Raw genomic sequence first — 23,899 nt, forward strand, 5'->3', positions numbered from 1 at the left:
GGTGATCAGGCGTAGGCGTCGGGACGCGCGGGGCCTTGCAGGCGTTGCAGGCTGGAGCCGGCCAGTCGATTGATGGTCTCGAGGAAGGCAGTGCCCATATCGGGCGTGAAGCGTTCGGGGTCGTCAGAGCCGAAGACCAGCAAGCCTATGGGTTCACCGCTGCCGCGCGGGCGCAGGGCGATCATGGCCAGTGATGCAGGCTGCGCACCCAGCCATGATGCCGCTTCCTGGCTGTTGTAGGCGCCGCAATAAGGGGTGGTCAGTTCACGTGCGTACGAACGCACGCTGTCGGTGACGTCCTGGTTGAATTCGCTGTCTTGCAGGCCGGGCAAATCCCAAAGGCGCAGTGCAATGGTCGGCAAATCAAACAGGTCACCCAGGCTGCGCACGATATGGCCGGGCAACTGCGTGGCATCTTCTTCGGCCAGCATGCGGCAGCACCAGTCCATGAGGGTATCGGTGATGCGTTCGTTACCGCTGGCATTGTGCATCAGGCCAGACAGTTTCCATTCCAGGTCTTTGGTCCGCGCGCGCAGCGTCATGATCTGCCGTTCGCCCAGGGAGATTGCACGAGTTTCATTCGGATGAGGCACGCGCAAATTGGCGAATACGTCGGCGTGGTCCTGGAAGAACGAAGGGTTATCTTGCAAAAACTGTGCGATATGTTCGGCGGAAAGACTTTCTGGATTCATGGTTGTAGGAAATCCTTGGTGGTGTACTGCTCGGTAAGCGTATCGATGTTGACCTGACCGGAGTATACGGTGGTGGCGGGGCCGCTCATGTGCAAGGTGTTGTTGGTCCAGGTAATGGTAAGTGGGCCGCCCCGTGTGTGCACGAGCACGGGGCTGTCGAGCAGGCCTCGACGTATGCCCGCCACGGCGGCCGCGCAGGCTCCGGTGCCGCAGGCCAGTGTTTCGCCGGCACCACGCTCGTAGACGCGCAGCCTGATGGTGTTGCGGTCGATGATCTGCATGAAGCCCGCATTGACCCGTTGTGCGAAACGAGGATGTGATTCGATCTGCGGCCCGATGGTGCCCACTGGCGCGTTCTGTACGTTGTCTACGATTTGCACGGCATGCGGGTTGGATATGGCCACCAGCGATAGCTGAACGTCGGGATGTCCGGGCAGGGGCAGTGTCCATAAGGTGTCGGCCCCGCATGGGGTGGAATGCAGGCCTTCTGTGTCGAAGGCGACGGCTTCGGGTTCGAAGCGGGTCTGGCCCATTTCAACGGATACGCCGTCGATTTCGGTGTCGTGCAGGGTGATGATGCCGGTCTTGATTTCGGCACGCAGTGGATTTCGGCGCGAGAGGCCTTGTTCATGTACGAAGCGCACGAAGCAGCGCGCGCCGTTGCCGCAGTGTTCGACTTCGCCGCCGTCGGCATTGAAGATGCGGTAGCGGAAGTCGGCTTCGAGGTGCAGCGGGTTTTCGACCAGGAGGATCTGGTCTGCACCTATGCCGAAGTGGCGGTCGGCCAGAAGCCGTGCCCGTTCGGGGGTAAGGTCTATGGCTTGCCGTACGCCGTCGAGCACGACAAAGTCGTTGCCGGCGCCGTGCATCTTTACGAAATTCCAGTTCATGATGGTGACATTATCGCGGATTAGGGCGGGTTTGTGGGGAGTATTGGCGGCTGTGTTGTGGCTGGTATGGGTTTCTTGCACGGTGCAGTCAGGTGTGCGGGGTGCCGCTCCTATCGCTGCGCCCGCCGATGGCGGGTTCCCTTGTCATGGGCTTCGCGCGGGGTCGGACGCGAACTCGCCGGGGCGCGGTCCGCCGGCCCGCTTCCGGCTCAGACAGCGCGTCCTTTGGCCCCCGCCCGAAGCCCATGCCTGCGGCTTGCTCAACGTCGCTCTACCCCGCACACCTGGCTAAACCGGGCCAATGAAATCCGGGGCATACCAGCCCCGTTGATGTGTATGGCAGGCGTCTGGTTGTTGCTGAATGCTGACCGCCAGATAAATCGATAGGCTGTCGATAGGCTGCTCCAGAAATCAATGCCATGCACGCCCATGCATGTGGCCAACTGAGCAGCCCTGGGCAAACCCCGTGGCCACGCCGCCCCGAATATTCACCATTCTAAAAAGGCATGTGTGGGTGGGGCTGCGCAGGCGCCTCGCGCACGCCGATTCAGGGTGGGATGGCGAGGAGGCAAGTTCGCGGCTGTTCGAGCCCGGCGTTTATGGGCAGCCAGTGGCTGCCCATACGGGCGAGTTCCGCGAACGCCTCGCCATCCCATCCTGAATCGGGAAACCCCGGCGCAGACGGGGTCGTAGCGCATGAAGCCGGAGCGGCCCCACCCACACATGCCTTTCTTTAGAAAGGCGAAATATCCCAGGGGAAATACCTTGTGTAAGAACGGCGCAATAAACACCGATAGCCCCGTATAGGCTGCCGATCACCTACCGGCAGCCATCCGCCCCCATCAATCCAGCGACAGATTCAGCCGGTTGATGACCTCTTCCCAGCGCTTCTTCTCATTCACCACCAACTCCGTCAATCCTTCCGGCGTAGACGGCGCCGGCGTGAAATATAAAGTCGCCATCTTCTGCTTCACATCATCGAGCGCCAGAATCTTCGTGATCGAATCATTCAGCTGCTTCACGATATCGTCAGGCGTACCGGCAGGTACAAAGATCGCGTCCCAGGAAATAGACTCAAAGCCAGGATAGCCCTGCGACGCCATCGTCGGAATGCCGGGCAGCACATCGCTGGGTTCCAGACTGGTGATGGCCAGCGCGCGTACCTTGCCTGCCTTCACCTGTGCCATCGCGATGCCGGGCACCATGAAGCCGGCCTGCACATCGTTGTTCATGATCGACGTGATGACCTGCGGGAAACCAGAGTAAGGAATCTGCTGCAGGCTGATGTCTGCCTCATGCTCGAGCATAGCCATGCCCAGGTGCGAAGAACTGCCGGGGCCGACCGTGCCATAGTTCAGTTCGCCGGGCTTGGCCTTGGCCAGGCTGACGAACTCCTGCACATTTTTGGCTTCGAAGCCTTGAGGAACCACCAGCACGTTGGGGCTGGTGCCTACCAACGAGATAGGAGCCAGATCCGTCAGGGGGTCGTAGCCCAGTGTTTTCTTGTACAGCGCCGGTGCAGTAACCATGGGACCGTTGATGGTCAGAAGCATGGTGTAGCCGTCGGGCTTGGCCTTGCTGGCTGCGCGGGTACCTATATTGCCGCCTGCACCCGGCTTGTTGTCGATGACCACGGGTTGACCCAGATCCTTGGCCAGTGGCTCTGCGATCGCGCGCGCCAGAATGTCGGGTGAGGATCCGGCCGGGAAGGGCACGATCATCTGAATGGGCTTCTCGGGCCATGCCGCGTGTGCCGCAGACGAAAAACCAAAGGCTGTCGCGCAGGCGAGCGCCAGGGCGGATACGTGCAGGCGTCGGCGTGAGATGGATGGACCAGTCATCATGTATTCCTTGAGCAGAAAATATTATTAAAGGTAAACCGAAGGCGATTCAGGGCCGGCATCGCGTGCCAGCAAGCCCGAAACGGCCTGCATGGGGGCCATGCCGTCGAACAGGACTTTGCACACGGCCTCGGTAATCGGCAGCGAGACGCTGTGCTGACGACCCAGGGTGAGCGCGGCGCGTGCGCAGCGGACCCCTTCGGCGGTCAGGCCGCCGGCCAGGATGTCGTCCAGCTTTTTGCCCTGGGCAATGGCTATGCCTACTTGCCGGTTTCTTGACAGGTCGCCGGTTGCTGTCAGCACCAGATCGCCCAGTCCGGTCAGGCCGGCGAAGGTGGGCGCTTGTCCGCCCAATGCCAGTCCCAGTCTTTGCATTTCAGCCAGGCCGCGCGTGATCAATGCGGCCCTTGCGTTGGTGCCCAATGCAAGGCCGTCTGAAATGCCGCAGGCGATGGCCATGACGTTTTTGAGCGCACCACCCACTTCGACACCGACGATATCGGTGCTGGTGTAGATGCGCGCATTGGTGCCGTGCAGGGCGGTGATGGTGGCTCGTGCTGTCCAGTCGTGTGCTGTGGCGACAGTCAGGGCAACAGGCAGGCCTTGCGCGACTTCGCGGGCAAATGACGGACCCGACAGCACGCCCAGGCCAAGTTCTGGCAAGGCTTTGAATGCCTGCATGGCGATTTGTTGGGGAAGTTGCCCGGTGTCTGGCTGGAAGCCCTTGCAGGTCCAGACTATGCTGAGTTTCCCGCGAGGGGGTGTCTGGGACAGGGCCTGGGCAAGCGCGCTGCAAAGGCCAGACAGCCCGACCACGGGTACACCCAGAATGATCAGCGCATTGTCGTCTTCGGCACTGCAGGCATGATTGATTGCTTGCTGAAAATCAGCCGTGGCCTGCAATGCGGCAGGCAGGGCTGTATCGGGGAGGTAACGCGGGTTGGCGTGATCGCGCGATATGGTGCGGGCAAGCTCGGGATTGCGGGCCCATAGCAGGGTATCGGCCCGCGTTGTGGCCAGTACCGCCAATGCGGTGCCCCAGCTGCCGGCGCCCAGCACCGAAACACGTGGACGCGGCTGGCTGTTCATGCTTACTGGCGTGTAGCGCCAGGAGGCAGGATGATGCCGGAGTCGTCTTTGCCGGCTTGCTGCTGTTGCTGGGCCAGTTCGGCGATGCGTTGCTCGTACATGGCCTGGAAGTTGACTTCCGCCAGGTGCAGGGCAGGCAGCGAGGTGCGATTGATGGCGTCGGCAACGTTGGCGCGCAAGTAGGGGTACAGCATGGTCGGGCAGACGATGCCCAGCAGGGGGTCGAGTTGTTCAGCAGGAATGTTGGCTGCTTCGAAGATGCCGGCCTGAGTGGCTTCCACCAGGTACAGGACCTTGTCCTGGATGCGTGTGGTAACGGTTGCGGTCACGGTGGCTTCGTATACGGTGTCGGCCAGGCGCTGGCCACCCACGTTCAGGGAAACTTCAACCGACGGGGCTTCCTGTTCCAGGAAGATTTGCGGTGCGTTGGGCATTTCCAGCGACAAATCCTTGACGTAAGTGCGCTGCAGGCTGAAGCTGGGGTCCTGGCTGGCTTGTGCTTCCTGATTGTTCTGCTTCTGTTCGGACATTTAATTTTCCAAAAAATAGGGTTGAACCGAGGCCTTTCAGGCTTCGGCATTGAGCAAGGGAATCAGGCCGTCGGCCCGGTCCAGTGCTGCCAGATCATCATAGCCGCCTACATGGGTCTCGCCTATGTAGATTTGCGGCACGGTGCGCCGGCCAGTACGTTCCATCATGATGGCGCGCTGCTGGGGGTCCTGGTCGATGCGTATCTTCTGAATTTCGGTTACACCACGCTGCTTGAGCAGCATTTCGGCGCGCACGCAGTAGGGGCACACGCCAGTGCTATACATTGTTACGGTAGCCATAGTCACCTTTGGATCATTGCTTTTTCGATAGCGGCATGCCGCTCTGAGCCCATCCGGACAGGCCTTCGTTCAGGCTGACGACCTGATCGTAGCCCTGCTTGCGCAATGTACCTGCCACGCGTGCCGAGTCGCGGCCGCGATCGCAAACTACAATGATGGGCTTGTCTTTGGGCAAAGAACCCAGTTTAGCCTGAAGATCGGCTGCAGGCAGATTGCGTGCCTGGGGTATGCTGCCGGTTTTGAATGCGTCGCTGCTGCGTACATCCAGGAACAAGCCTTGCTTTTGGTTGGCCAGTTGTACAGCCTCTTGCACGGTTACCGTCTTGCTGCCGCCCTTGAGCAGGTTGGGCAAGGCCAGCATGACCCCCGATGCGATGGCGACGAACAGGAAAATCAGATTGTTTTGGTCTAGAAAAAAGTCCACGTTACATCCCGAAAAGGCCTTTGAAAAAAAGGCGGAATCCGGGGATTATAAAATGGACGGCGAATTTCAACTTTTGGGCGATTTTTATCATGCATAAACTTGTTCTGATGCGTCACGGCGAGAGCCAATGGAATCTGGAAAACCGCTTTACCGGCTGGACAGATGTCGATCTGACCGATACCGGACGCGAGCAGGCCTTTCAGGCCGGCAAGCTGCTCAAGGAAAAAGGCTTCGAGTTTGATCTGGCCTATACCTCAGTCCTGAAGCGTGCCATACGTACGCTCTGGATTGCGCTCGATGCGATGGACGCCATGCATACGCCTACCGGGCTGAGCTGGCGCCTGAATGAGCGCCATTACGGGGCGCTGCAGGGGCTGAACAAGGCCGAAACCGCTGAAAAATACGGAGACGAGCAGGTATTGGTCTGGCGCCGTGCCTACGCCATTGCGCCCAATCCGCTCGATATCGACGACCCGCGCCATCCGCGCTTTGACCGCCGTTACGCCAGGATCGCCGCCGACAATCTGCCGGCTACCGAATGCCTGAAGGATACGGTGGCGCGCGTGTTGCCTTTCTGGAATGAATCGATTGCGCCGGCCATCCGGGCCGGGCGGCGTGTGCTGGTTGCGGCGCACGGCAACAGCCTGCGCGCGTTGATCAAGCACCTTGACGGTATTTCCGACGAAGACATCGTGCACCTGAATATCCCTACGGGCCAACCGCTGGTGTACGAGCTCGACGACGACCTGCGTCCCTTGCGTCATTACTATCTGGGTGATGCGGCGGAAATTGAAGCGGCAATGGCTGCCGTGGCCAATCAGGGCAAGGCAAGGAAATAAACATGCGGCGTGCGTTGGGCTGTGCGTTGTTGTTGTGGGCGGGACTGGCCTGCGGCGCAGAACCGACGCTGACGCAAAAGCAGGCGGCGGCGCGCGAAGAGCAGGCGCAGATGCGGGCGCGCATTGCCGATCTGCAAGAAGAAATTGATCGCAGCACGTCGTCACGCCGCGATGCCGCCAACCAGCTCAAGGCCTCTGAAACGGCCATTTCGGCCAGCAATCGTCGCTTGGCGGAACTGGCCGAGCGTCAGCGCGAGGCCAGGCTGGAACTGCAGGATATTGAAAGCCAGACCGTGCGGCAGCAAGAGCAGTTGAAGCTGCGTCAGCACGAACTGGGCGAGCAGATGCGGGCCCAGTACGCGGGTGGGCTGTCACCCTGGACGGCACTGCTGTCCGGTAATAATCCCCAGGAGATCGGGCGTGACCTGAGCTATCTGGGTTACATCACACAGGCGCAGGCCGATGCGGTGGTTGCCGTCAGGCAGGCGCTTGATGAGCTGGCCAGGCTGCAGGCCAGCTCGCAGGCACATACGCGCGAGCTGGCGCAGCTGGCGCAAGACACCGAAGAAGAAAAAGCCGCTCTGGAAGAGCAAAAAGCCGAGCGCCTGCAGGTATTGGAACGCATAGAGTCCGAGCTGAAGGCGCAGCGCAACCAGGCGGCCGAGCTCAAGCGGAATGATGAGCGTCTGGGCAGGCTGATCACTGGCCTGGAAGAGGCCATCGAGAAGCAGCGCGAAGCTGCCCGTATTGCTGAAGAAAAACGGCGCGCTGAGGCGGCCCGTCTGGCAGAGGAAAAGCGGCGTGCCGAGGCCGCCCGCAAAGAACAGGCCCGCCAGGCGGCTTTGGCTGCACAACAGGCCAGGAATGAGCGCGAGCGCCAGGAGGCCGAGCAGGTACGTCTGCAGGTCGAGCAGGCCAGGGAAAAAGCCCGTGCACAGGAGCTCGCTGCAGCCAGGGCGGAAGCGGCTGCACGCAAAGCCACACCTGTGCGTGTCGAGCCTGCCGGAGGCTTCAAGGGCTTGCGCAAGGGCGCGCCCTATCCCGTGAACAGTACCGGTACCCTTGGCCGCTTTGGCGCCGAGCGACCTGACGGCGGGCTGTGGCGTGGTATTGTGCTTCAGGCGCCGGAGGGCCGCGCCATCCGGGCCATTGCCGGCGGTCGGGTGGTATATGCCAGCTGGTTGAGTGGTTTCGGCAACATCATGATTGTTGACCATGGTGCCAAATACTTAAGCGTGTATGCTTACAATCAGAGTTTGCTCAAGCGTGTGGGCGACATTGTGGCAGAGGGCGATACCATCGCCACAGTGGGGGCCACAGGCGGGCAGGTCGAGTCGGGCCTATACTTTGAAATCAGGCATCAGGGTGTCCCCGTGAATCCCCTGCTATGGTTAAAGCAGTAATTTCGTTACTATTTGGGCGTGATGCGCAAGTCCTGCCAACAGACGCGGGTTGTCTTTCATTCGCAGCAGCAGGCGCATCCGGTTTATTTAAATTACTTCGGGAATGTGCATGAGCACTCGCAGGCTAGGCGGTTTGGGTTTGATATTGGTGGGTGCACTGGGGGGCGTGCTGGTCAGCCTGGGCATTACGGCAGCCGCACAGCGCGGTGAGCCACTGCCTCTCAAAGAGCTGCAGCAGTTTGCCAATGTATTTGCCGCCATCAAAAGCAGCTACGTCGAACCCGTCACAGACGAAAAGCTCGTTAACGATGCCATCAAGGGTCTGTTCACCGATCTTGACCCGCACTCCACCTATCTTGATGCCGAAGCATTCAAGGAAATGGAAGCTGTCACGCAGGGCGGCTTCGGTGGCCTGGGTATAGAAATCGGCAGTGAAGACGGTATGCCCAAGGTGATTTCACCCATAGAAGACACACCTGCGGCGCGTGCCGGCATTCTTGCAGGCGACCTCATCACCCACATCGATGGCAAGCCCACCAAGGGCATGACGCTTAGCGAAGCCATCAAGCTGATGCGCGGCGAACCGAAAACACCCATTGTGCTGACCATCAAGCGCCAGGACAACGACAAGCCGGTTGTGGTTCACATCGTGCGCGACCTGATCAAGGTGCGCAGCGTACGCAGCAAGTTGCTCGATGGCAATATTGCCTATGTGCGTATTGCCCAGTTCCAGGAACGCACTGTTGAAGATCTTGGTCGCCAGCTCAGCGAGCTGGGTGGCAAGGGTGCGCCCAAAGCGCTCATCCTTGATCTTCGCAACGATCCGGGCGGCTTGCTTGAAGGCGCGATCGGAGTGTCGTCGGCTTTCCTTAAACCCGATGTTCTGGTCGTATCCACAAAGGGCCGCATCCCGTCTTCCAACCGCGAATACTTCTCCAGGCAGGCTGGCTACATGCAGAGCTTCCTGGGCAGCGACGACGGTCCTGATCCCTCCAGGGTTGCCGCCTGGGCCAGAACCGTACCCATGGTAGTCCTGGTCAACGTCGGCTCGGCATCGGCCTCTGAAATCGTGGCCGGTGCCCTGCAGGATTACGGTCGCGCCAAAATCATTGGCACCCGTACCTTCGGCAAGGGCTCGGTGCAAAGCGTATTGCCGCTAAGCGAAGATACCGGCATCAAGCTGACCACCGCGCTGTACTACACACCCAAGGGTCGTTCCATACAGGTCACCGGTGTCGAGCCCGATATCGAAGTCGACGATACCGCGCAGGGCAGTCTGTTCCGTCTGCCTCGCGAGGTCGACCTGCAGCGTCACCTGCTGAACAGCAACTTCGAGGAAACCGAAGCCGAGAAGCCGCAGGAAGAAGAGCGCAAGGATCAGCCCAAGATGTTTGAATTTGGCGGCGACGACGACTACCAGCTCAAGCAAGCCATCAACTTCCTGGAAGGCCGTCCGGTCAAGAAGAATGACCCCGGTCTGGTGGCCAAGGCCGACAAGCCGGCAGCCCAGGAAGACAAGGCCCAGGCTAAAAACAACGAGCAGCCCGACGCTGAAAAAAAAAGTCCAGTGAAACGCGCTGATCCAAACGTTCAACGCTTCCGCATCACCCCCGACGGAGTCGTACCGGTACAGCAATGAACGACGAACAGCTGTTGCGCTATGCCCGGCATATACTGCTGGATGAGTTTGGCATAGAAGGACAAGAGCGGCTGCAGGCTGCACGGGTGCTGATAGTAGGTGCCGGAGGCCTGGGCTCTCCGGCGGCATGCTATCTGGCTGCGTCCGGCGTGGGCCACCTGGTGCTGGCCGACGATGACGAGGTCGAACTGAGCAATCTGCAGCGGCAAATCCTGCACACCACCGACCGCATAGGCTGGCCCAAGGCCAGGTCGGGCCAGCATATGCTGCAGGCCCTGAATCCTCATGTAAAGGTCGAGCCGCTGATTCAACGGCTCGACGATGCAGCCCTGGACGAACAAGTGGCGCAGGCCGACCTTGTGCTCGACTGCTGCGATAACTTTGCAACCCGCCATGCAGTGAACCGCGCCTGCGTCAGGCATCGCAAGCCGCTGGTGTCGGGGGCTGCCATCAGGTTTTCCGGTCAGATCAGTGTATTTGACCTGCGCCAGAGCGATGCGCCCTGCTACCACTGTCTGTTTCCTGAGGCCGATGATGCCGAAGAGTTGCGCTGCGCCACGACAGGGGTGCTTGCCCCGCTGGTGGGCATGGTCGGCAGCACGCAGGCGGCCGAGGCCATCAAGCTGCTGACGGGCATGGGTGACCCATTGGTGGGGCGCATGCTGTGTCTGGATGCCCTGGAGATGCAGTGGCAAACCCTGCGTTTCAGACGTGATCCCGATTGCCTGGTCTGTGCAGGGCGCGGCGGCCAGCCAGCAGCTGACCTACCGAATTAACGCGCAAGTCCACGTAGTGGCTGCGACCACGGTGGGTGGACGAAAACGGAGTTTCGGGATGAAAGACATGCACGGTACGCATGCCGATCTGGCGTGCGCCTTTCAGATTGCGCAAGGTGTCTTCCACCAGCACGACCTGACTTGCAGGCACTGCCAGGCGGGTCAGTACCTGCCGCATCAGGGCCAGTGAGGGCTTGGGACGCATGCGTCCCTGCAGGGTCATCTGGTCTATACCCCAGATGTACTCGAAGTGATGCAGTATGCCCAGGGTGTTGAGCACTTCACGGGCATAAAACAGGGGGGCGTTGGTCAGCAGTATCTTGCGTCCCTTGAGCCGTTTCAGCTTGCGTCCCAACCCCGTTTCGGCGTGCACCAGCGGTGCTATGGGGAAGTCGTGGCTGAGCGCCAGGAAGCGGCGGGCATCTACGCCATGGTGGCGCACCATGCCTATGACTGTGGCGCCATAGCGCTGCCAGTAAGTTTTGCGTAGAACGTCTGCGGCTTCGGCTTCGATGGCAAGGGTGGAGGCAACGGCGCGGCCCATGGCTCCGTCTATGGCATTGAATATGCCTTTGGAGCAATCATGCAGGGTGTTGTCCAGGTCGAACAACCACACGGTTTCCCGGGCCTGGGCACGGCTGCCCGGGCGTCGGGGATAAGGGGCGGCCACCGGGGCCGCTGGCCGCCGCATTCAGTGCGAGCTGATCATGGTTCCCACACCCTGGTCTGTCAGGATTTCAAGCAGCAGGCAGTGTGGTACGCGACCGTCGACGACATGTACGGAAGTGACGCCGTTGCGGGCTGCATCAAGTGCCGATGAAATCTTGGGCAGCATGCCGCCCGAGATCGTACCGTCTTTGAAGAGTTCGTCGATGGTCTGGGCTGAAAGGCTGCGCAGCAGGTCGCCGTTCTTGTCGAGTACGCCGGGGGTGTTGGTCATCATGACCAGTTTTTCGGCGCCCAGGACCTCGGCCATCTTGCCTGCCACGACGTCGGCGTTGATGTTGTAGGCGCGGCCGTCTTCGCCATAGCCTATGGAGGAGATGACCGGGATGAACTGGTCGTCTTGCAGCGCCTTGACGACAGCCGGTTCAATGCGGGTGATATCGCCGACATAGCCGATATCGAGCCATTGCCCGGGATTGTCGTTGTCGGCCAGCATTTTCTTGCGCGTCTGGATCAGGCAGCCGTCTTTGCCGGTCAGGCCCACGGCCTTGCCGCCGGCTTCGTTGATCATCATGACGATGTCTTGCTGTACCTGGCCACCCAGCACCCACTCAACGACTTCCATGGTTTCGGCGTCGGTGATGCGCATGCCCTGTACGAAGGTGCCTTCCTTGCCTATGCGTTTGAGTGCGGCATTGATCTGAGGGCCTCCGCCGTGCACCACGACGGGATTCAGGCCCACCAGCTTGAGCAGGACGACGTCGTGGGCAAAGCTGCGCTGCAGCTCTTCTTCGGTCATGGCGTTGCCGCCGTATTTGATGACGACGGTCTTGCCGTGGAAGCGCCGGATATAGGGCAGGGCCTCGGCCAGCACATCGGCTTTTACAGTGGAGGAGTAGCTGGAGGGCTGGTCGGGTGAACTCATTAGCTGGCCAATGCCTTGTTGACGGTGCTCAGGAATGCTTGCTTGTCGTAATTGCCAAGATAGCGCTTGATGATGTGACCCTGCTTGTCGATAAGGAAAGCGGTGGGTGTGAGTTTTACATCGCCAAAGGCCTTGGCGATTTCGCCTTGCGCGTCGATGGCTACCGTAAAGGGCAGCTTGCGCGTTTCGGCAAAGTTCTTGACGTAATTGGCCGGATCGTACTGCATGGCCACTGCAATGGTGTCAAAACCTTTTTCGGACAGGTCGTTGTAATGCTGGATGGTGTCGGGCATTTGCGCAATACAGGTTACGCAGCTGGTAGCCCAGAACTTGACCAGCACGACTTTGCCGCGCAAGTCTTGCATGGTGGTTTTCTCGCCGGTCAGCGAGGTAAAGGTGACGTCGGGGGCGGTTTTGGCGGAACCGGCAAATTGCCAGATGCCGACTCCGGCCAAGGCGACGATGGCCACAAGGCCGATAACTAGTTTTTTCATTGGACAGGCATGACTTCTACGCCATTGGACGCATTGCTGTCTGGCGTACTGGTTGCGCTTGCGCTGGCATCGTCGACGGGAGCCGGCGATTGTGCTGCGGCAATGCTTTCGGGTGACACGATCTGGAACAATTTTACTACTTTGTTCACGCCAGTGATTCCGGCAGCTACTTTGCCGGCCCGTTCGCCTTCGGGAGCGGTGACTTTGCCCATGAGGTATACGATGCCGCGCTCGGTCGAGACGTTGATGGTGCGGCTGGGTACTTCCTTGGTATTGATCAGGGCTGTCTTGACCTTGGAGGTGAGCCAGGTGTCGTTGGTGCGCACGCTGATGGGAGTGATGTCGCCCACACGCAGCTGATTGACGACTCGCTTGACCTTCTCGATGCCTTCGGCAGCGGTGCCGGCTTTTTGCTTGTCTTGCTCGGTGGGTACATCGCCGGTCAGCAACAACAGGCCGGCATACGATGTGGCGTTTACACGGGCCTGGTCTTCATTGAACAATCTGCGCATTTCAGCGCCGGCTTTCAGTTCTATCGCTTGGTCTTCGACTTGTTCGCCAGTAGTGCGCCGGTCGGTGGCGACCGCGGCGGTGGTGGCGGCTGCCCCACCCACGACCAGGGCGCCGCAGCCGGCGAGCGTGGTGAGAGTAGTCAGTGCCAGGCCGGCGAGCATGATGCGTTGCGAATGGAACTTGATGGGCATTACAGATTGTCTCCGAGTAGTAGGGCGTCGATGCCGTCGCAAAGGGCGTGCAGCAGAACGATGTGTACTTCCTGGATACGCATGGTCCTGTCGTGTGGAACGCACAGGTGGATGTCGGCATCAGTAAGGAATTCACCGATCTGGCCGCCACCCTTGCCAGTCAGGGCGATGACCTGCATTTCGCGGTCGTGGGCTGCTTCAATAGACCGGATAACGTTTGCGGAGTTCCCGCTGGTCGAAATGGCAACCAGTATGTCACCGGGTTGACCCAGGGCGCTGACCTGACGCTCGAAGATGGCGTCGAAGCCGTAGTCGTTGCCGACTGCAGTCAGGATGGAGGTGTCGGTATTGAGCGCAATGCCCGCCAGAGGCAGGCGATCCCGTTCAAAACGACCTACGAGCTCGGCAATGAAATGCTGGGCATCGGCGGCGGAGCCACCGTTGCCGCAAGCAAGGATTTTCCCGTTGTTGGCCAGTGCGCCGAACAGCAGGTCTACGGCCGCCGACAAGGGTTGGGCCAGTTCGCGCGAGCTGGTCTTGAATGTGTCGATTGCATCGTCGAAGTGCGATGCCATGAGAGAAGTCATGTCCATGATCATGATTATCTCATGACCACGCACAAAAATTTATGGCAATCGATTACAGCGCGTGTCTTGCCGGACTCTATTCACTGAACGCGCCGCGTATCCAGGTCAATCCGGCCGGCTCTACGCTGATGACGTCGAAACGGCAGGCGGGCATGCAGCCGTTGAAGTAGCGTTTGACCAAGGCGGGCAGGAAGAATCTGGCGGTTTTGATCAGGCGCTGCTGCTTGCTGCGGTTTACACTGGCGGCAGCTCCACCATAATCCAGACGGCCGCGGTGGCGTACTTCTATGAAGGCCAGCACCCCGTGGTCGTTGGCAACCAGGTCAAGCTCGCCGGTTTTGCTGCGCAGATTGCAGCCCAGTACGATCAGGCCCTGGTCTTGCAGGTAGCGGCAGGCCCGCTCTTCGGCTTCGCGTCCGGTGCGCTGGGTCGGTGACAGCACGGTCTGGCCTGCCGCGCCGGAGCGGGGCGCAATGGTGTTTTTGCGACGACGGGCGCGCAGGGCTTGCCGCTGCGCGACGCGGGCTAACTGGTAGGGCAGGGCCTGGCTGTCCATGGTTCAAGCTCCCGGTCTTATTAAAACAAAAGGTCTATTTTTCAAGTATGAGCGAGATGCGCGATTTTTCAGACTCCGAAGCGACATGGAAACGTCTCACCGAGCGTGTCGAAGGACAGCATTGGCCGGAAGCCAGCCTGTATGTGATCGCCACCCCCATAGGCAATCTGGGTGACCTGAGCCTGCGGGCCTGGCAGGCGCTGGGGCGTTGCGATGTCATTGCTGCCGAAGACACGCGGGCAAGCCGTGCCTTGCTTGATGCCTGGGGCGTATCAACACCACTGATGGCTGCCCACCGTCACAACGAGGCTGCGGCCGCTCAGGCGATTATCGAGCGGCTGGCGGCCGGAGAGCGCGTGGCTCTGGTGTCCGATGCCGGTGCACCGGCCGTGAGCGATCCGGGGGCGCGCATCGTGCGTGCTGCACGCCAGGCGGGCTATAACGTCATTCCCATCCCCGGCGCCAGCGCAGTTATCGCTGCGCTGATGGCCAGTGGCGTCACCTCTGATGAAAATCCGGCGTTTGTCTTTGCCGGCTTTATGCCTGCCAAGTCGGCTGCGCGGCAAAAATGGCTCAGGCAGTGGTGTGCGATACCCGCGCCTGTCGTGATGTTCGAGTCGCCCCATCGCCTGTCGGCTGCTGTCCGGGATCTTCTGCAGGTTTGTGGCCCTGAGCGTCAACTGACCTTCGCCCGTGAGCTGACCAAGCGCTTCGAGCAGGTGCATACCGTCAGCCTGGCCGGTGCAGCCGACTGGCTGGCGCAGGATGCCCACCATGGTCAGGGAGAGTTCGTGCTGATCGTGCACGAGGCCGAGGAGGCAGCGGCCGGCGATGATGTCGATCCCGCCGCAGTCGTCTTGCTGGATGCCTTGCTTGAGCATATGTCGCTGCGTGATGCAGCAAGGGTGGCGGCCAAGGTGTCGGGTGTGCAGCGCGATGTGCTGTACGCGCTGGCGCTGGCGCGCAAAGGCTAGCGGCAGGAAGCGGCGCAGCGGTAGCCAGCCCTGCGTCTACTGGGGGTGCCCCACGGTGAGTGCGGATGGCTGCCCCGTTTCCTGTTCTATCCGTACGGCGGCGTTTACCGCTGCCGTGCGCGAGGGATAAGGGCCTACGCGCACCCGGTATAGGTCACTCGAGGCCTGAACATGAACCGGCCGGGTTTCCACGTGTTTGATTTGAGCGCCAAGTTCCTGTGCAAGGTCTTCGGCGGTGCCTGCTGCCGAGAACGCGGCAAATTGCAGATAGATCTGGTCGGCTGGCGGTGCAGGGGTGTGGACAGCAGACGTGCTGATCGGGGCTTCCTGGTGCTGCAGCGCGGCCAGCGCGTCGGGTGTGGCTGGGGCCGGGTGCGGTGCTGCGGTTTGCGTGGCGGCGACCAGCAAGGGCGCTGGCGCAGGCGGTGCCACCGGAACAGGTTTGGGTCGGGGAGGCGGCCCGAAGTTGCCGTCGCGGATGTCCTGGTTCGTGATGGCCTCGACGATCACCTGTCCGCTGCCCGGGCCTATAAGGCCGAGTTTGGCTGCGGCAACATAAGACAAGTCTATGATGCGCTTGCTGTGAAAAGGGCCGCGATCATTGATGCGCACAATGACATTCTTGCCGTTGGATGCATGGGTGACGCGGGCATAGCTGGGCAGCGGCAAGGTGGGGTGCGCCGCCGTCATGGCGTACATGTCGTAGACTTCGCCGTTGGCTGTTTTGTTGCCATGGAATTTGCGTCCGTACCAGGACGCCGTGCCTTGCTGGCGAAAAGGCTTTTCGTCGCTGACCGGCACGTAGCGCTTGCCAAAGACGACATAAGGGCGGAAGTTGGCCCTGGCGTGTTTCTCTATGCGCGGTACGGCATCGGGTATGGCGGCAATGTTGTCGGGAATATCGCTGCCGGGCCCGTCATCCTTGTAGTAGCCGCCTTTACTGCTGGTGCTGGTCGAGCCACCGCCAGGGCCCGAGCACCCGGCCAGTACGAGCAGGCCGGCGCCCAGCAGCAGCCAGAGTGCAGAGCGCATGCGTGTCATGGGATGTCGGGTGGTGGTGGCTGGTTGCGGTGGCGCACCAGTAGTGGCGAGTGATCGGCAAAGCGCAGTGCCAGTTGTTCGATGACATAAACGGAACGGTGCTTGCCGCCGGTGCAGCCTACGGCTACGGTCAGGTAGTTGCGGGTGTCCTGCATGTACAGTGGCAGCCAGCGCCTGATGAAGCCGGAAATGTCTTCTATCATGGTCTCGACGCTGCCGAACTGCGCCAGCCATTTGGCCACCGGGGCATCGCGCCCGGTCAGTTCGCGCAGCTCGCTGTCGTAATGAGGGTTGGGCAGACAGCGCACGTCGAAGACCAGGTCGGCATCGCCCGGCACACCGCGCTTGTACGCAAACGATTCAAAGGTCAGCACGACCGGCGCCCGGTCGGCCTGGATGAGGTCGCGTACCCAGGCACGCAGCTGACCCGGTGTCAGATCGGACGTGTCGATCACATGCTCTTGCTCGCGCATGGGTGCCAGCAGCTCTCTTTCCATGTCTATGCATTCTTGCAGCGAAGGCGACTTGCCGTCGCGCTGCAGCCGGTCTGTGAGCGGGTGGCGGCGCCGTGATTCCGAATAGCGCTGCTGGAGCGTGTGGTCGTTGGCGTCGAGAAATATTACCCGGAATGCCGTACCCATGGCGCGCAGGCCGGTAATGACGTCGGGCAGATCGGTAAGCTCGCCTTGCGAACGTACGTCTATGGCTACAGCAACACGTTCAAGCTTGGCTTCACGCGTGCTGGCAATGAATTCGTGCAAAAAGCGCACCGGCAGGTTGTCGACGCAGGTGTAGCCGGCGTCTTCGAGCAAGCGCAGGGCAACGGATTTACCTGATCCGGAAATGCCTGTAATGAGAACGATATTGAACATAACTGAGGGATCCTGCGGATAGTGGCTCAGGCCTGCACGCATGATATGCGATCAGGCCCTTATAGTACCAGCAGGTGTTAATCCTGACGGCTGCTTTCCATGATGGCCAGCGCTTGCCGTTCGATGAATTCGCCCATGGTGTCTATGCCACGCAGGGTCAGTATGGTGTTGCGCACTGCAGCCTCGACCAGCACGGCCAGGTTTCGGCCTGCGGCAACCTGCAGCATGACGCGTTTGATCGGGATCCCCAGGATATCCTCGGTCTGGTCCTGAACCGGAAGCCGTTCGAACGATTCGGGGGTTGAACGTACCAGCTGCACCAGCAGCTTGAGTTTCATTTTCCGACGCACCGAGGTTTCCCCGAAAATGGTGCGTATGTCGAGCAGCCCCAGGCCACGAACTTCGAGCAGGTTCTGCAGCAAGGGTGGACATTGCCCTTCGATGAAATTGGGGGCGGTGCGTGAAAGTTCGACGGCGTCGTCAGCCACCAGCCCGTGGCCGCGGGAAATCAGTTCAAGCGCCAGTTCGCTCTTGCCCAGCCCCGACTCGCCGGTAATCAGCACGCCCAGCCCCAGAACATCCATGAACACCCCGTGGGCGGTGGTTTTGGGCGCCAGACGCTTGCCCAGGTAGATGCGCAGCAAGTCGATAAGCTGGGCGGCATCTATGGACGTGGACAGCAGGGGAATCTGCTGCTGGTTGCAGAAATCGCTGAGGTCGGGCGGCGCCTGCATGTTTTCTGCCAGCAGGATGGCTGGTACGCCGCCAGCAACCAGGTCTTCAAGATGGTGAAGGCGGCGTCTGACGTCGAAACGCGTGTAGTAGGACATTTCGGCCGTGCCGAAAACCTGTATGCGTGAGGGGTGGATGAGGTTCAGGTGCCCCACCAGGTCGGCGCCCGACATGCCCAGATCGGGAATCAGACGGTGCGCGGCACTCAGGCCGGCTACCCAGGTAAACGGTATTTTGTCTGCGTTGTCACTGACGAGTTCCTGGATAGTCAGCATGGTGGCTCTTTATTCGGGTGTGCCGGTCAGCAGCCTGTGTATGACGGCCGGGTCGGTTTCGGTATTCAGTGTCTGGCGCAGGCTGGCGTCGGACATCAGGCGCGCAATTTCCGCAAGCAGGTCCAGGTGTATCTGCGTGGCGTTCTCGGGTACCAGCAGGATAAACAGCAGGCTGGCCATGCGCCCGTCGGAGGCGTCGAAACGCACGGGATCGGCCAGACGAATGAATGCGGCGCAGGGCTCTTTCAGATCTTTGATGCGCCCATGCGGCACAGCGACATGATGCCCCAGCGCGGTCGAGCCCAGACGCTCGCGGGCGATCAGGCTTTGAAACACGGCGGTGCGGGCTATGCCCTGATGATTCTCGAACAGGAGGCCAGCTTGCTCAAATGCACGCTTTTTACTGGTGGCGGCCAGATCAAGCACAACATTCGACAGTGGCAAGATACGCGACAATAAATTCATAGCACTCATTATATGGGCTTTGACGCTACCCCATTAAACCAACATAACGAAGGCCTCAATTGCAGGCGGCAATTGAGGCCGGTTACCGATGGACCAGACGCATTATAAGGGCAGGGATGCAAACCCTGCGAGTCTGGCGGGATCGGTCGGGGTTACTCGGTTACGGGCATTTCTTGTCGTTTTGTTGGCTCGTGAGCGTGATTTTGCATTTTGGTTTTGTACTTGATGACCTGTCGATCGACCTTGTCGGCCAGCAGATCGATGGCGGCGTACAAGTTTTCGTCGATGGCTTCGCAGTGAATGTCTTTGCCACGCAAGCGCATGGTGACTTCTGCTGTGTGCTCGAGACGGTCTATCGAGAGTATGACCTGTGTGTCGATAACGTTATCAAAATGTCGTGATACCCGGGCCATTTTGTTCATGACATATTCACGAATGGCGGGTGTTACTTCGAGGTGACGACCAGTGATGCTCAGGTTCATATTGGGCTCTCCTTGCAAGAAAAAAGGGTGCGCGTCAGCGCGGTTAATTAAATACGTAGCCCTCCTTAATTAATTGGTAATGATTTCAGTGTATAGATTATGTGGTGTAAATCAAGTGATCCAGGTCAAGAAAACGGTCTCACATCTTGAAATGTTTGCCCAGATAAACCTTGCGCACGGCCTCATTGTTGATGATCTCGTTGGGATGGCCGTTGGTCAGCACCTTGCCTTCGCTGATGATGTAAGCGCGATCGCAGATGCCCAGGGTTTCGCGCACGTTGTGATCGGTGATCAAAACGCCGATATTGCGGCTTTTCAGGAATTGCACAATGCGCTGGATTTCGATCACGGCGATGGGGTCCACCCCCGCAAAAGGCTCGTCCAGCAAGATGAATCTGGGCTGTGTGGCCAGTGCACGCGCGATTTCAACACGGCGGCGCTCGCCACCCGACAGCGAGATAGCGGTATTGCGGCGTATATGCCCGATCTGCAGCTCATCAATCAGCGATTCCAGGTGCCGGCCTATGACGGCTGAGTTTAGTGCCCGACCGTTGGCGTCTACCTGCAGCTCGAGTACTGCCCGTATGTTTTCCTCGACGGTCAGGCGCCGGAACACCGAGGCATCCTGGGGCAGGTAAGACAAGCCCAGGCGCGCGCGCTTGTGCATGGGCATGCTGGTGATGGGTGTGCCGTCAATTTCGATCCGGCCGGTGTCGGTGGGAATGATGCCCACGATCATGTAGAAGCTGGTGGTCTTGCCCGCACCGTTGGGGCCGAGCAGGCCGACCACTTCTCCGCTGTCTACCGACAGCGAGACATCGTGCACGACGGTGCGTTTGCCATAGGTTTTACGCAACCCGGTCGCTTTCAGGCTTCCGGAGGTGACACTGTCGGCGCGGTCGTCCGCTTGCTTGGGCTTTGGGTCAGGGAACATAGATAAATCGTTTCCAGCCAGCCGGGGCTGACCTGTAAAGAGGGCTACCTGGATTTCTCACGGCACTCGGCCGCGGCTTTGTCTACCTTGGCGCGTGGTTGAGCCAGGGAACGTACCCTTCCGCCGGCTGCGGAGGAATTGGGGCCGCCAAATGCCTGATAGGTATCGGATTTTTGCTTGTAAATGATGCGTTCGCCCTTGATGCTCTCGAAGGGCTTGCCGCAGACGTAACGGGTGATAACGGCCTGGCCTATCATTTCTAGCTCTTCGGTCTTGCCGTTATATTCGCTGCGCAGGCCCTGGGCTTCAACCACTTCGAAGTCTTCAGGATTTTCCTGGCGCACGTGAACCAGCTTGCCCTGCTCGACGGTTGCCGTGCCATGCTGGAAGCCGTCGGCGTCTTCCCGCATGGTGAGCTTGTCGGAGCGCAGCGTCATGAGGCCGCGGGTCATGATGACGTTGCCGGTAAAGACGCTTTCTTTTTTTGCGTCGTCATAGACCAGGGTGTCGGACAGAATCAGCGTGTCGGGTTCTTCGGCTGCAGGTTCGGTTTGTGCCAGGGCGGGCACCGTCATGCAGGCCATTGCAGTGCAAAGCAGCCATGCGGCATATGGGCGGAGGCGATGTGTATTCATGGTTTTTCTTCTGTTGTGCCGGCGTTGTTGGATGAGCGGGCCGGGGTGTCCTGGCCCGATATCTTGACATCGGTGGCAGAAAATACCTGCAGCTGCCGTGTCTTGTTATCGTACCTCATGCCCTTGCCGTTCATGGTGGAGTTGCCGTTGACCACCAGGGTAGGCAAGTCGGTATATACGACGTCCTCGTCCGGCAACAGGATAAGCTGTTCGCTGCTGACGTCCATGGCGGCGCGGTCCTGACTGGCCTTGCGATGCACATGGGCATTGCCTTTCATCACAATGCGTTCGCCGTCCTGGTCCATGATGGCCGTGTTGGATGTGGCTATAGTGATGGGCGCGTCGGGTTGCTGGCCGATGGCCTTGGCCTGGGTAATTTCGTAGGAGTCATCGTCGGGATAGTGCTGCATGTGCTCGCCTTCCAGACGGTTGATGGCCACGCCTTTTTCGTCGGTGCGCACCATGACAAAGCTGCGTGCCCAGGAGTCGGGCTCGTGAGTGACCCGGCGCGGCGGATCAATGGGAATGGCGCGTTGCGCGTATTCGGCCGCCATCCATGTGCCGATGACCAGGGTTACCAGCAGCAGGACGGCGATCAGGGCGGGGATGCGTTCTTTCATGCTTACTGCAGGCTGCCGCTCATGCGCAAGGCGGCAGGATTGAAAAATATGCTTAGCTTGCCTTGCGCAGACAGGATCAGGTCACAGCATTCGCGTACGGCTCCCGAGCCTCCTGGCTGGTTTGAAACCCAGTGCGCCACCTGCGATACGTAGGTGGGTGCATTGGGCACGCTGGCGGCGAAGCCCACGCGCTGCATTGCGGCCATGTCGATGATGTCGTCGCCCATGTAGCCGGTTTCGGCCAGTGTGCAACCCTGTTCCTGTGCGATCTCGGTAATTGCCTTGACCTTGTCGCGTACACCCTGGCGAATCAGCGAGATACCCAGTTCGGCCGCCCGGCGCGCGACGACGGGGCCCTCGCGACCGGTGATCAGCGCCACCCGTATGCCGCTTTCGCCCAGCAAACGCAGACCGTGGCCATCGAGGGCGTTGAAGCACTTCAGCACTTCACCGTTTTCGCCGTACCAAAGGCTGCCGTTGGTCAGTACACCGTCGACATCAAAGGCCATGAGGCGTACGTGGCGGGCCCGCTCTACGATGGCGGGTGCGATTTTGGCCAGTATCAGGGCCTCGGCGGGGTGCGGAAGTTTAGGTAAGTTCATGCTCAGATCACTTTTGCAGCCAGCAGGTCGTGCATATGTAAAGCGCCTAATAATAGCCCGCTCTCGTCGACGACAAGCATTTGATTCAGACGTCCGGCGTCCATGTCGGTCGCCGCTTCGATGGCCAGGGCGGCCGGGCCTATGGATTTGGGGTCGCGGCTCATGCCCTGGGACACGTTCAGAGGACGGATGTCACCGTGCCGGGCGATAAGCCGGCGCAGGTCGCCGTCGGTGAAAATGCCGACCGGCTTATTGTTGTCGTCGAGCACGATGGCCATGCCCATGCCTTTGGCGGACATCTCGACCAGGGCTTCGGGCACAGGCGTGTTGGCCCGGACTATGGGCAGGGCATCGCCCTGACGCATGATATCGCGTACATAGGTCAGCAGGCGACGTCCGAGTGCGCCGCCGGGGTGCGAGCGCGCGAAGTCTTCGCGGCTGAAACCACGGGCTTCAAGACAGGCGACGGCGATGGCATCGCCCAGCACCAGAGCAGCCGTTGTGCTGGCCGTGGGGGCCAGGTTCAGCGGACAGGCTTCCTGGTCAACGTGGGCATCCAGGTGCAGGTCGGCACTGCGCGCCAGTTCGGACTGAGGGTTGCCTGTAATGGAAATCAGTTGTGCACCCATTCTTTTAACGACCGACAGAACGGTTAAAAGTTCTGCTGCCGTACCGGAGTAGGAGAGGGCCAGCACGATATCCTGGGCGGTCAGCATGCCCAGGTCGCCGTGTATGGCTTCCGCGCCGTGCATGAAGAAGGCCGGTGTGCCGGTAGAGGCCAGGGTGGCGGCAATCTTTCTGGCGATGTGGCCGGATTTGCCTATGCCGGTCACGACGACGCGCCCCTGGCAGGCCAGCACCATGCTCACGGCCTGGGTGAAGGAGTCGTTCAGGCGGGCATCCAGCGCCTGCAGGGCGCTGATTTCAGTCGCAAATGTGCGGTGGGCCGAGGCGAGTGCGCTGTGTTCGGCTGTTGGGGGTGTTTGGTTCATTGGTGGATTTTAAACGTAGCGGGCGTGCTTGCCACACTGTTACAGATTTATGGCGTCCAGGCTATCCTGATTTGTCCTGCCTGCTTTGTGGTGGGTGGCCGCAATCCTGTAAACTCCTGTATGTCTCCACGCCCGTGGCTGGACTGTTGCGGGCAGCAAGGGCGTTATCGCTGCGCTGCCCCGAATTTTCTGTTTGGCGATTTACATGCATATTGATCCGGCCGTTTACATACGTAACACGATACGCAGCGTTCCCGATTGGCCCAAGCCCGGCGTGACTTTTCGCGATATCACGCCTGTTTTGCAAGATCCGCGCTCTTTTCGTGTGCTGATTGATCTGTTTGTTTACCGTTATATGCGGCAAAGGCTGGATCTGGTGGCGGGTGTTGATGCGCGCGGTTTCATTCTGGGTTCGGTGCTGGCTTATGAGCTGAATCTGGGGTTTGTGCCGGTGCGCAAGAAGGGCAAGCTGCCGTTCCAGACGGTGGCGGAAGAGTATTCGCTGGAATATGGCAATGCGTCAGTAGAGATGCACACTGATGCGGTGCGGCCGGGTCAGCGTGTGCTGCTGATCGATGACCTGATCGCGACCGGCGGCACGATGATGGCGGCGTCGAAGTTGTTGCAGCGTTTGGGCGCGAATGTGGTTGAGGCTGCGGCGATTATCGATCTGCCTTATCTGGGCGGGGCCAAGGCCATGAAGGCGACGGGGCTCGATATCTACACCGTGTGCAGTTTCGACGCGAGCGATGCTTAAGGTTTGCTGCGGGGCTTGGCTTCTTTCTAACGTACGGTATTTTCCCCCTGGGATATTTCGCCTTTCTAAAGAAAGGCATGTGTGGGTGGGGCCGCTCCGGCTTCACGCGCTACGACCCCGGCTGCCGCCGGGGTTTCCCGATTCAGGGTGGGATGGCGAGGCG

At 60.0% G+C, this 23,899-nt stretch carries 29 protein-coding genes; 6 read left to right on the top strand and 23 right to left on the bottom strand.

Going from position 1 to position 23,899, the window contains the following annotated elements; all coding sequences use genetic code 11:
* Positions 1 to 5: 5 nt before the first annotated feature.
* From LKR43_RS15330 to LKR43_RS15360, 7 genes are all read right to left on the bottom strand, one after another.
* Positions 6 to 692 (bottom strand): DUF484 family protein, encoded by a 687-nt coding sequence (locus LKR43_RS15330; protein WP_227685088.1) that lies wholly within the window; start codon positions 690 to 692, stop codon positions 6 to 8.
* A complete protein-coding gene (gene dapF / locus LKR43_RS15335; RefSeq protein ID WP_227685113.1) occupies positions 689 to 1,603 on the bottom strand; it encodes a diaminopimelate epimerase in 915 nt (304 codons plus the stop codon). The genes LKR43_RS15330 and dapF overlap by 4 nt, the downstream gene beginning before the upstream one ends.
* Before the next feature lie 821 nt (positions 1,604 to 2,424).
* Entirely contained in the window at positions 2,425 to 3,423 is a 999-nt protein-coding gene (locus LKR43_RS15340) for a tripartite tricarboxylate transporter substrate binding protein (RefSeq protein WP_227685114.1), read from the bottom strand.
* Positions 3,424 to 3,450: 27 nt separating this feature from the next.
* A complete protein-coding gene (locus tag LKR43_RS15345; RefSeq protein WP_227685089.1) occupies positions 3,451 to 4,512 on the bottom strand; it encodes an NAD(P)H-dependent glycerol-3-phosphate dehydrogenase in 1,062 nt (353 codons plus the stop codon).
* 2 nt (positions 4,513 to 4,514) lie between these two features.
* Positions 4,515 to 5,042, bottom strand: coding sequence for a protein-export chaperone SecB (secB, locus tag LKR43_RS15350; RefSeq protein ID WP_227685090.1), 528 nt, complete (start codon positions 5,040 to 5,042; stop codon positions 4,515 to 4,517).
* Positions 5,043 to 5,078: 36 nt separating this feature from the next.
* A complete protein-coding gene (gene grxC, locus LKR43_RS15355) occupies positions 5,079 to 5,342 on the bottom strand; it encodes a glutaredoxin 3 (RefSeq protein WP_227685091.1) in 264 nt (87 codons plus the stop codon).
* A gap of 13 nt (positions 5,343 to 5,355) precedes the next feature.
* The gene (locus tag LKR43_RS15360; protein ID WP_227685092.1) at positions 5,356 to 5,766 is read right to left on the bottom strand and encodes a rhodanese-like domain-containing protein; all 411 of its coding nucleotides are present in this window, start codon (positions 5,764 to 5,766) and stop codon (positions 5,356 to 5,358) included.
* An 89-nt stretch (positions 5,767 to 5,855) separates the two neighbouring features.
* On the opposite strand from LKR43_RS15360, the gene gpmA reads away from it, so the two are divergent.
* The 4 genes from gpmA (at position 5,856) to LKR43_RS15380 (ending at position 10,423) form a co-directional block, all read left to right on the top strand.
* A complete protein-coding gene (gene gpmA, locus LKR43_RS15365) occupies positions 5,856 to 6,605 on the top strand; it encodes a 2,3-diphosphoglycerate-dependent phosphoglycerate mutase (protein WP_227685093.1) in 750 nt (249 codons plus the stop codon).
* Between the two features lie 2 nt (positions 6,606 to 6,607).
* Complete coding sequence (locus tag LKR43_RS15370; RefSeq protein WP_227685094.1) at positions 6,608 to 8,008, top strand: murein hydrolase activator EnvC; 1,401 nt, start codon at positions 6,608 to 6,610, stop codon at positions 8,006 to 8,008.
* Positions 8,009 to 8,117: 109 nt separating this feature from the next.
* Complete coding sequence (locus tag LKR43_RS15375; protein ID WP_227685095.1) at positions 8,118 to 9,647, top strand: S41 family peptidase; 1,530 nt, start codon at positions 8,118 to 8,120, stop codon at positions 9,645 to 9,647.
* Positions 9,644 to 10,423 carry a molybdopterin-synthase adenylyltransferase MoeB gene (locus LKR43_RS15380; protein ID WP_227685096.1) on the top strand — a complete coding sequence of 260 codons (780 nt, stop codon included), beginning with the start codon at positions 9,644 to 9,646 and terminating at the stop codon, positions 10,421 to 10,423. Before LKR43_RS15375 ends, LKR43_RS15380 begins: the two co-directional genes overlap by 4 nt.
* Here LKR43_RS15380 and LKR43_RS15385 read toward each other — a convergent pair.
* The 6 genes from LKR43_RS15385 to LKR43_RS15410 all read right to left on the bottom strand — a co-directional run bounded on the left by LKR43_RS15385 (position 10,353) and on the right by LKR43_RS15410 (position 14,355).
* Positions 10,353 to 11,114, bottom strand: a complete 762-nt coding sequence (locus tag LKR43_RS15385) for a pyrimidine 5'-nucleotidase (RefSeq protein ID WP_227685097.1) — start codon at positions 11,112 to 11,114, stop codon at positions 10,353 to 10,355. The two genes, LKR43_RS15380 and LKR43_RS15385, sit on opposite strands and share 71 nt — an antisense overlap.
* A complete protein-coding gene (argB, locus tag LKR43_RS15390) occupies positions 11,115 to 12,014 on the bottom strand; it encodes an acetylglutamate kinase (RefSeq protein ID WP_227685098.1) in 900 nt (299 codons plus the stop codon).
* A complete protein-coding gene (locus LKR43_RS15395; RefSeq protein WP_227685099.1) occupies positions 12,014 to 12,508 on the bottom strand; it encodes a peroxiredoxin in 495 nt (164 codons plus the stop codon). Before LKR43_RS15395 ends, argB begins: the two co-directional genes overlap by 1 nt.
* Positions 12,505 to 13,212: a BON domain-containing protein gene (locus LKR43_RS15400; RefSeq protein ID WP_227685100.1), complete on the bottom strand. Its 708-nt coding sequence runs from the start codon at positions 13,210 to 13,212 to the stop codon at positions 12,505 to 12,507. Before LKR43_RS15400 ends, LKR43_RS15395 begins: the two co-directional genes overlap by 4 nt.
* Positions 13,212 to 13,805 carry a phosphoheptose isomerase gene (locus tag LKR43_RS15405; protein ID WP_227685101.1) on the bottom strand — a complete coding sequence of 198 codons (594 nt, stop codon included), beginning with the start codon at positions 13,803 to 13,805 and terminating at the stop codon, positions 13,212 to 13,214. The genes LKR43_RS15400 and LKR43_RS15405 overlap by 1 nt, the downstream gene beginning before the upstream one ends.
* A 70-nt stretch (positions 13,806 to 13,875) precedes the next feature.
* Complete coding sequence (locus LKR43_RS15410) at positions 13,876 to 14,355, bottom strand: YraN family protein (protein ID WP_227685102.1); 480 nt, start codon at positions 14,353 to 14,355, stop codon at positions 13,876 to 13,878.
* 47 nt (positions 14,356 to 14,402) lie between these two features.
* Here LKR43_RS15410 and rsmI point away from each other — a divergent pair, with 47 nt between their 5' ends.
* Positions 14,403 to 15,329, top strand: a complete 927-nt coding sequence (gene rsmI / locus LKR43_RS15415; protein WP_227685103.1) for a 16S rRNA (cytidine(1402)-2'-O)-methyltransferase — start codon at positions 14,403 to 14,405, stop codon at positions 15,327 to 15,329.
* 36 nt (positions 15,330 to 15,365) lie between these two features.
* Here the strand turns inward: rsmI and LKR43_RS15420 are convergent, their stop codons facing one another.
* The 10 genes from LKR43_RS15420 to LKR43_RS15465 form a co-directional block, all read right to left on the bottom strand.
* Positions 15,366 to 16,370, bottom strand: a complete 1,005-nt coding sequence (locus tag LKR43_RS15420) for a septal ring lytic transglycosylase RlpA family protein (RefSeq protein WP_370632132.1) — start codon at positions 16,368 to 16,370, stop codon at positions 15,366 to 15,368.
* Positions 16,367 to 17,242 carry an RNase adapter RapZ gene (gene rapZ / locus LKR43_RS15425; RefSeq protein ID WP_227685104.1) on the bottom strand — a complete coding sequence of 292 codons (876 nt, stop codon included), beginning with the start codon at positions 17,240 to 17,242 and terminating at the stop codon, positions 16,367 to 16,369. The genes LKR43_RS15420 and rapZ overlap by 4 nt, the downstream gene beginning before the upstream one ends.
* 77 nt (positions 17,243 to 17,319) lie before the next feature.
* Positions 17,320 to 18,249 (bottom strand): HPr(Ser) kinase/phosphatase, encoded by a 930-nt coding sequence (gene hprK / locus LKR43_RS15430; RefSeq protein ID WP_227685105.1) that lies wholly within the window; start codon positions 18,247 to 18,249, stop codon positions 17,320 to 17,322.
* A gap of 9 nt (positions 18,250 to 18,258) precedes the next feature.
* Positions 18,259 to 18,714, bottom strand: coding sequence for a PTS sugar transporter subunit IIA (locus LKR43_RS15435; protein ID WP_227685106.1), 456 nt, complete (start codon positions 18,712 to 18,714; stop codon positions 18,259 to 18,261).
* A gap of 152 nt (positions 18,715 to 18,866) precedes the next feature.
* Entirely contained in the window at positions 18,867 to 19,196 is a 330-nt protein-coding gene (hpf, locus tag LKR43_RS15440; RefSeq protein ID WP_227685107.1) for a ribosome hibernation-promoting factor, HPF/YfiA family, read from the bottom strand.
* Between the two features lie 139 nt (positions 19,197 to 19,335).
* A complete protein-coding gene (gene lptB / locus LKR43_RS15445; RefSeq protein ID WP_227685108.1) occupies positions 19,336 to 20,130 on the bottom strand; it encodes an LPS export ABC transporter ATP-binding protein in 795 nt (264 codons plus the stop codon).
* Positions 20,131 to 20,174: 44 nt separating this feature from the next.
* Entirely contained in the window at positions 20,175 to 20,765 is a 591-nt protein-coding gene (lptA, locus tag LKR43_RS15450; protein WP_370632134.1) for a lipopolysaccharide transport periplasmic protein LptA, read from the bottom strand.
* Positions 20,762 to 21,385, bottom strand: a complete 624-nt coding sequence (lptC, locus tag LKR43_RS15455) for an LPS export ABC transporter periplasmic protein LptC (RefSeq protein ID WP_227685109.1) — start codon at positions 21,383 to 21,385, stop codon at positions 20,762 to 20,764. The genes lptA and lptC overlap by 4 nt, the downstream gene beginning before the upstream one ends.
* A gap of 2 nt (positions 21,386 to 21,387) precedes the next feature.
* Positions 21,388 to 21,993 carry an HAD family hydrolase gene (locus LKR43_RS15460; protein WP_227685117.1) on the bottom strand — a complete coding sequence of 202 codons (606 nt, stop codon included), beginning with the start codon at positions 21,991 to 21,993 and terminating at the stop codon, positions 21,388 to 21,390.
* The gene (locus LKR43_RS15465; RefSeq protein ID WP_227685110.1) at positions 21,990 to 22,979 is read right to left on the bottom strand and encodes an SIS domain-containing protein; all 990 of its coding nucleotides are present in this window, start codon (positions 22,977 to 22,979) and stop codon (positions 21,990 to 21,992) included. The genes LKR43_RS15460 and LKR43_RS15465 overlap by 4 nt, the downstream gene beginning before the upstream one ends.
* A 205-nt stretch (positions 22,980 to 23,184) precedes the next feature.
* Here LKR43_RS15465 and LKR43_RS15470 point away from each other — a divergent pair, with 205 nt between their 5' ends.
* Positions 23,185 to 23,736: an adenine phosphoribosyltransferase gene (locus LKR43_RS15470; RefSeq protein WP_227685111.1), complete on the top strand. Its 552-nt coding sequence runs from the start codon at positions 23,185 to 23,187 to the stop codon at positions 23,734 to 23,736.
* Positions 23,737 to 23,899 lie beyond the last annotated feature (163 nt).

This window comes from Pusillimonas sp. MFBS29, from assembly GCF_020687695.1.
Taxonomy (GTDB): Bacteria; Pseudomonadota; Gammaproteobacteria; order Burkholderiales; family Burkholderiaceae_B; genus Pusillimonas_C.

Coding starts and splice junctions, on each gene's coding strand:
- gpmA (WP_227685093.1), top strand. CDS start 5,856: ATGCATAAACTTGTTCTGATGCGTCACGGCGAGAGCCAATGGAATCTG.
- hprK (WP_227685105.1), bottom strand. CDS start 18,249: ATGCTGACTATCCAGGAACTCGTCAGTGACAACGCAGACAAAATACCG.
- LKR43_RS15405 (WP_227685101.1), bottom strand. CDS start 13,805: ATGGACATGACTTCTCTCATGGCATCGCACTTCGACGATGCAATCGAC.
- rapZ (WP_227685104.1), bottom strand. CDS start 17,242: ATGTTCAATATCGTTCTCATTACAGGCATTTCCGGATCAGGTAAATCC.
- lptA (WP_370632134.1), bottom strand. CDS start 20,765: ATGAATACACATCGCCTCCGCCCATATGCCGCATGGCTGCTTTGCACT.
- LKR43_RS15370 (WP_227685094.1), top strand. CDS start 6,608: ATGCGGCGTGCGTTGGGCTGTGCGTTGTTGTTGTGGGCGGGACTGGCC.
- LKR43_RS15340 (WP_227685114.1), bottom strand. CDS start 3,423: ATGACTGGTCCATCCATCTCACGCCGACGCCTGCACGTATCCGCCCTG.
- rsmI (WP_227685103.1), top strand. CDS start 14,403: ATGAGCGAGATGCGCGATTTTTCAGACTCCGAAGCGACATGGAAACGT.
- argB (WP_227685098.1), bottom strand. CDS start 12,014: ATGAGTTCACCCGACCAGCCCTCCAGCTACTCCTCCACTGTAAAAGCC.
- LKR43_RS15400 (WP_227685100.1), bottom strand. CDS start 13,212: ATGCCCATCAAGTTCCATTCGCAACGCATCATGCTCGCCGGCCTGGCA.
- LKR43_RS15330 (WP_227685088.1), bottom strand. CDS start 692: ATGAATCCAGAAAGTCTTTCCGCCGAACATATCGCACAGTTTTTGCAA.
- LKR43_RS15380 (WP_227685096.1), top strand. CDS start 9,644: ATGAACGACGAACAGCTGTTGCGCTATGCCCGGCATATACTGCTGGAT.
- LKR43_RS15435 (WP_227685106.1), bottom strand. CDS start 18,714: ATGAATTTATTGTCGCGTATCTTGCCACTGTCGAATGTTGTGCTTGAT.
- lptB (WP_227685108.1), bottom strand. CDS start 20,130: ATGTTCCCTGACCCAAAGCCCAAGCAAGCGGACGACCGCGCCGACAGT.
- LKR43_RS15345 (WP_227685089.1), bottom strand. CDS start 4,512: ATGAACAGCCAGCCGCGTCCACGTGTTTCGGTGCTGGGCGCCGGCAGC.
- grxC (WP_227685091.1), bottom strand. CDS start 5,342: ATGGCTACCGTAACAATGTATAGCACTGGCGTGTGCCCCTACTGCGTG.
- LKR43_RS15420 (WP_370632132.1), bottom strand. CDS start 16,370: ATGACACGCATGCGCTCTGCACTCTGGCTGCTGCTGGGCGCCGGCCTG.
- hpf (WP_227685107.1), bottom strand. CDS start 19,196: ATGAACCTGAGCATCACTGGTCGTCACCTCGAAGTAACACCCGCCATT.
- LKR43_RS15385 (WP_227685097.1), bottom strand. CDS start 11,114: ATGCGGCGGCCAGCGGCCCCGGTGGCCGCCCCTTATCCCCGACGCCCG.
- LKR43_RS15395 (WP_227685099.1), bottom strand. CDS start 12,508: ATGAAAAAACTAGTTATCGGCCTTGTGGCCATCGTCGCCTTGGCCGGA.
- secB (WP_227685090.1), bottom strand. CDS start 5,042: ATGTCCGAACAGAAGCAGAACAATCAGGAAGCACAAGCCAGCCAGGAC.
- LKR43_RS15465 (WP_227685110.1), bottom strand. CDS start 22,979: ATGAACCAAACACCCCCAACAGCCGAACACAGCGCACTCGCCTCGGCC.
- LKR43_RS15410 (WP_227685102.1), bottom strand. CDS start 14,355: ATGGACAGCCAGGCCCTGCCCTACCAGTTAGCCCGCGTCGCGCAGCGG.
- LKR43_RS15470 (WP_227685111.1), top strand. CDS start 23,185: ATGCATATTGATCCGGCCGTTTACATACGTAACACGATACGCAGCGTT.
- lptC (WP_227685109.1), bottom strand. CDS start 21,385: ATGAAAGAACGCATCCCCGCCCTGATCGCCGTCCTGCTGCTGGTAACC.
- LKR43_RS15375 (WP_227685095.1), top strand. CDS start 8,118: ATGAGCACTCGCAGGCTAGGCGGTTTGGGTTTGATATTGGTGGGTGCA.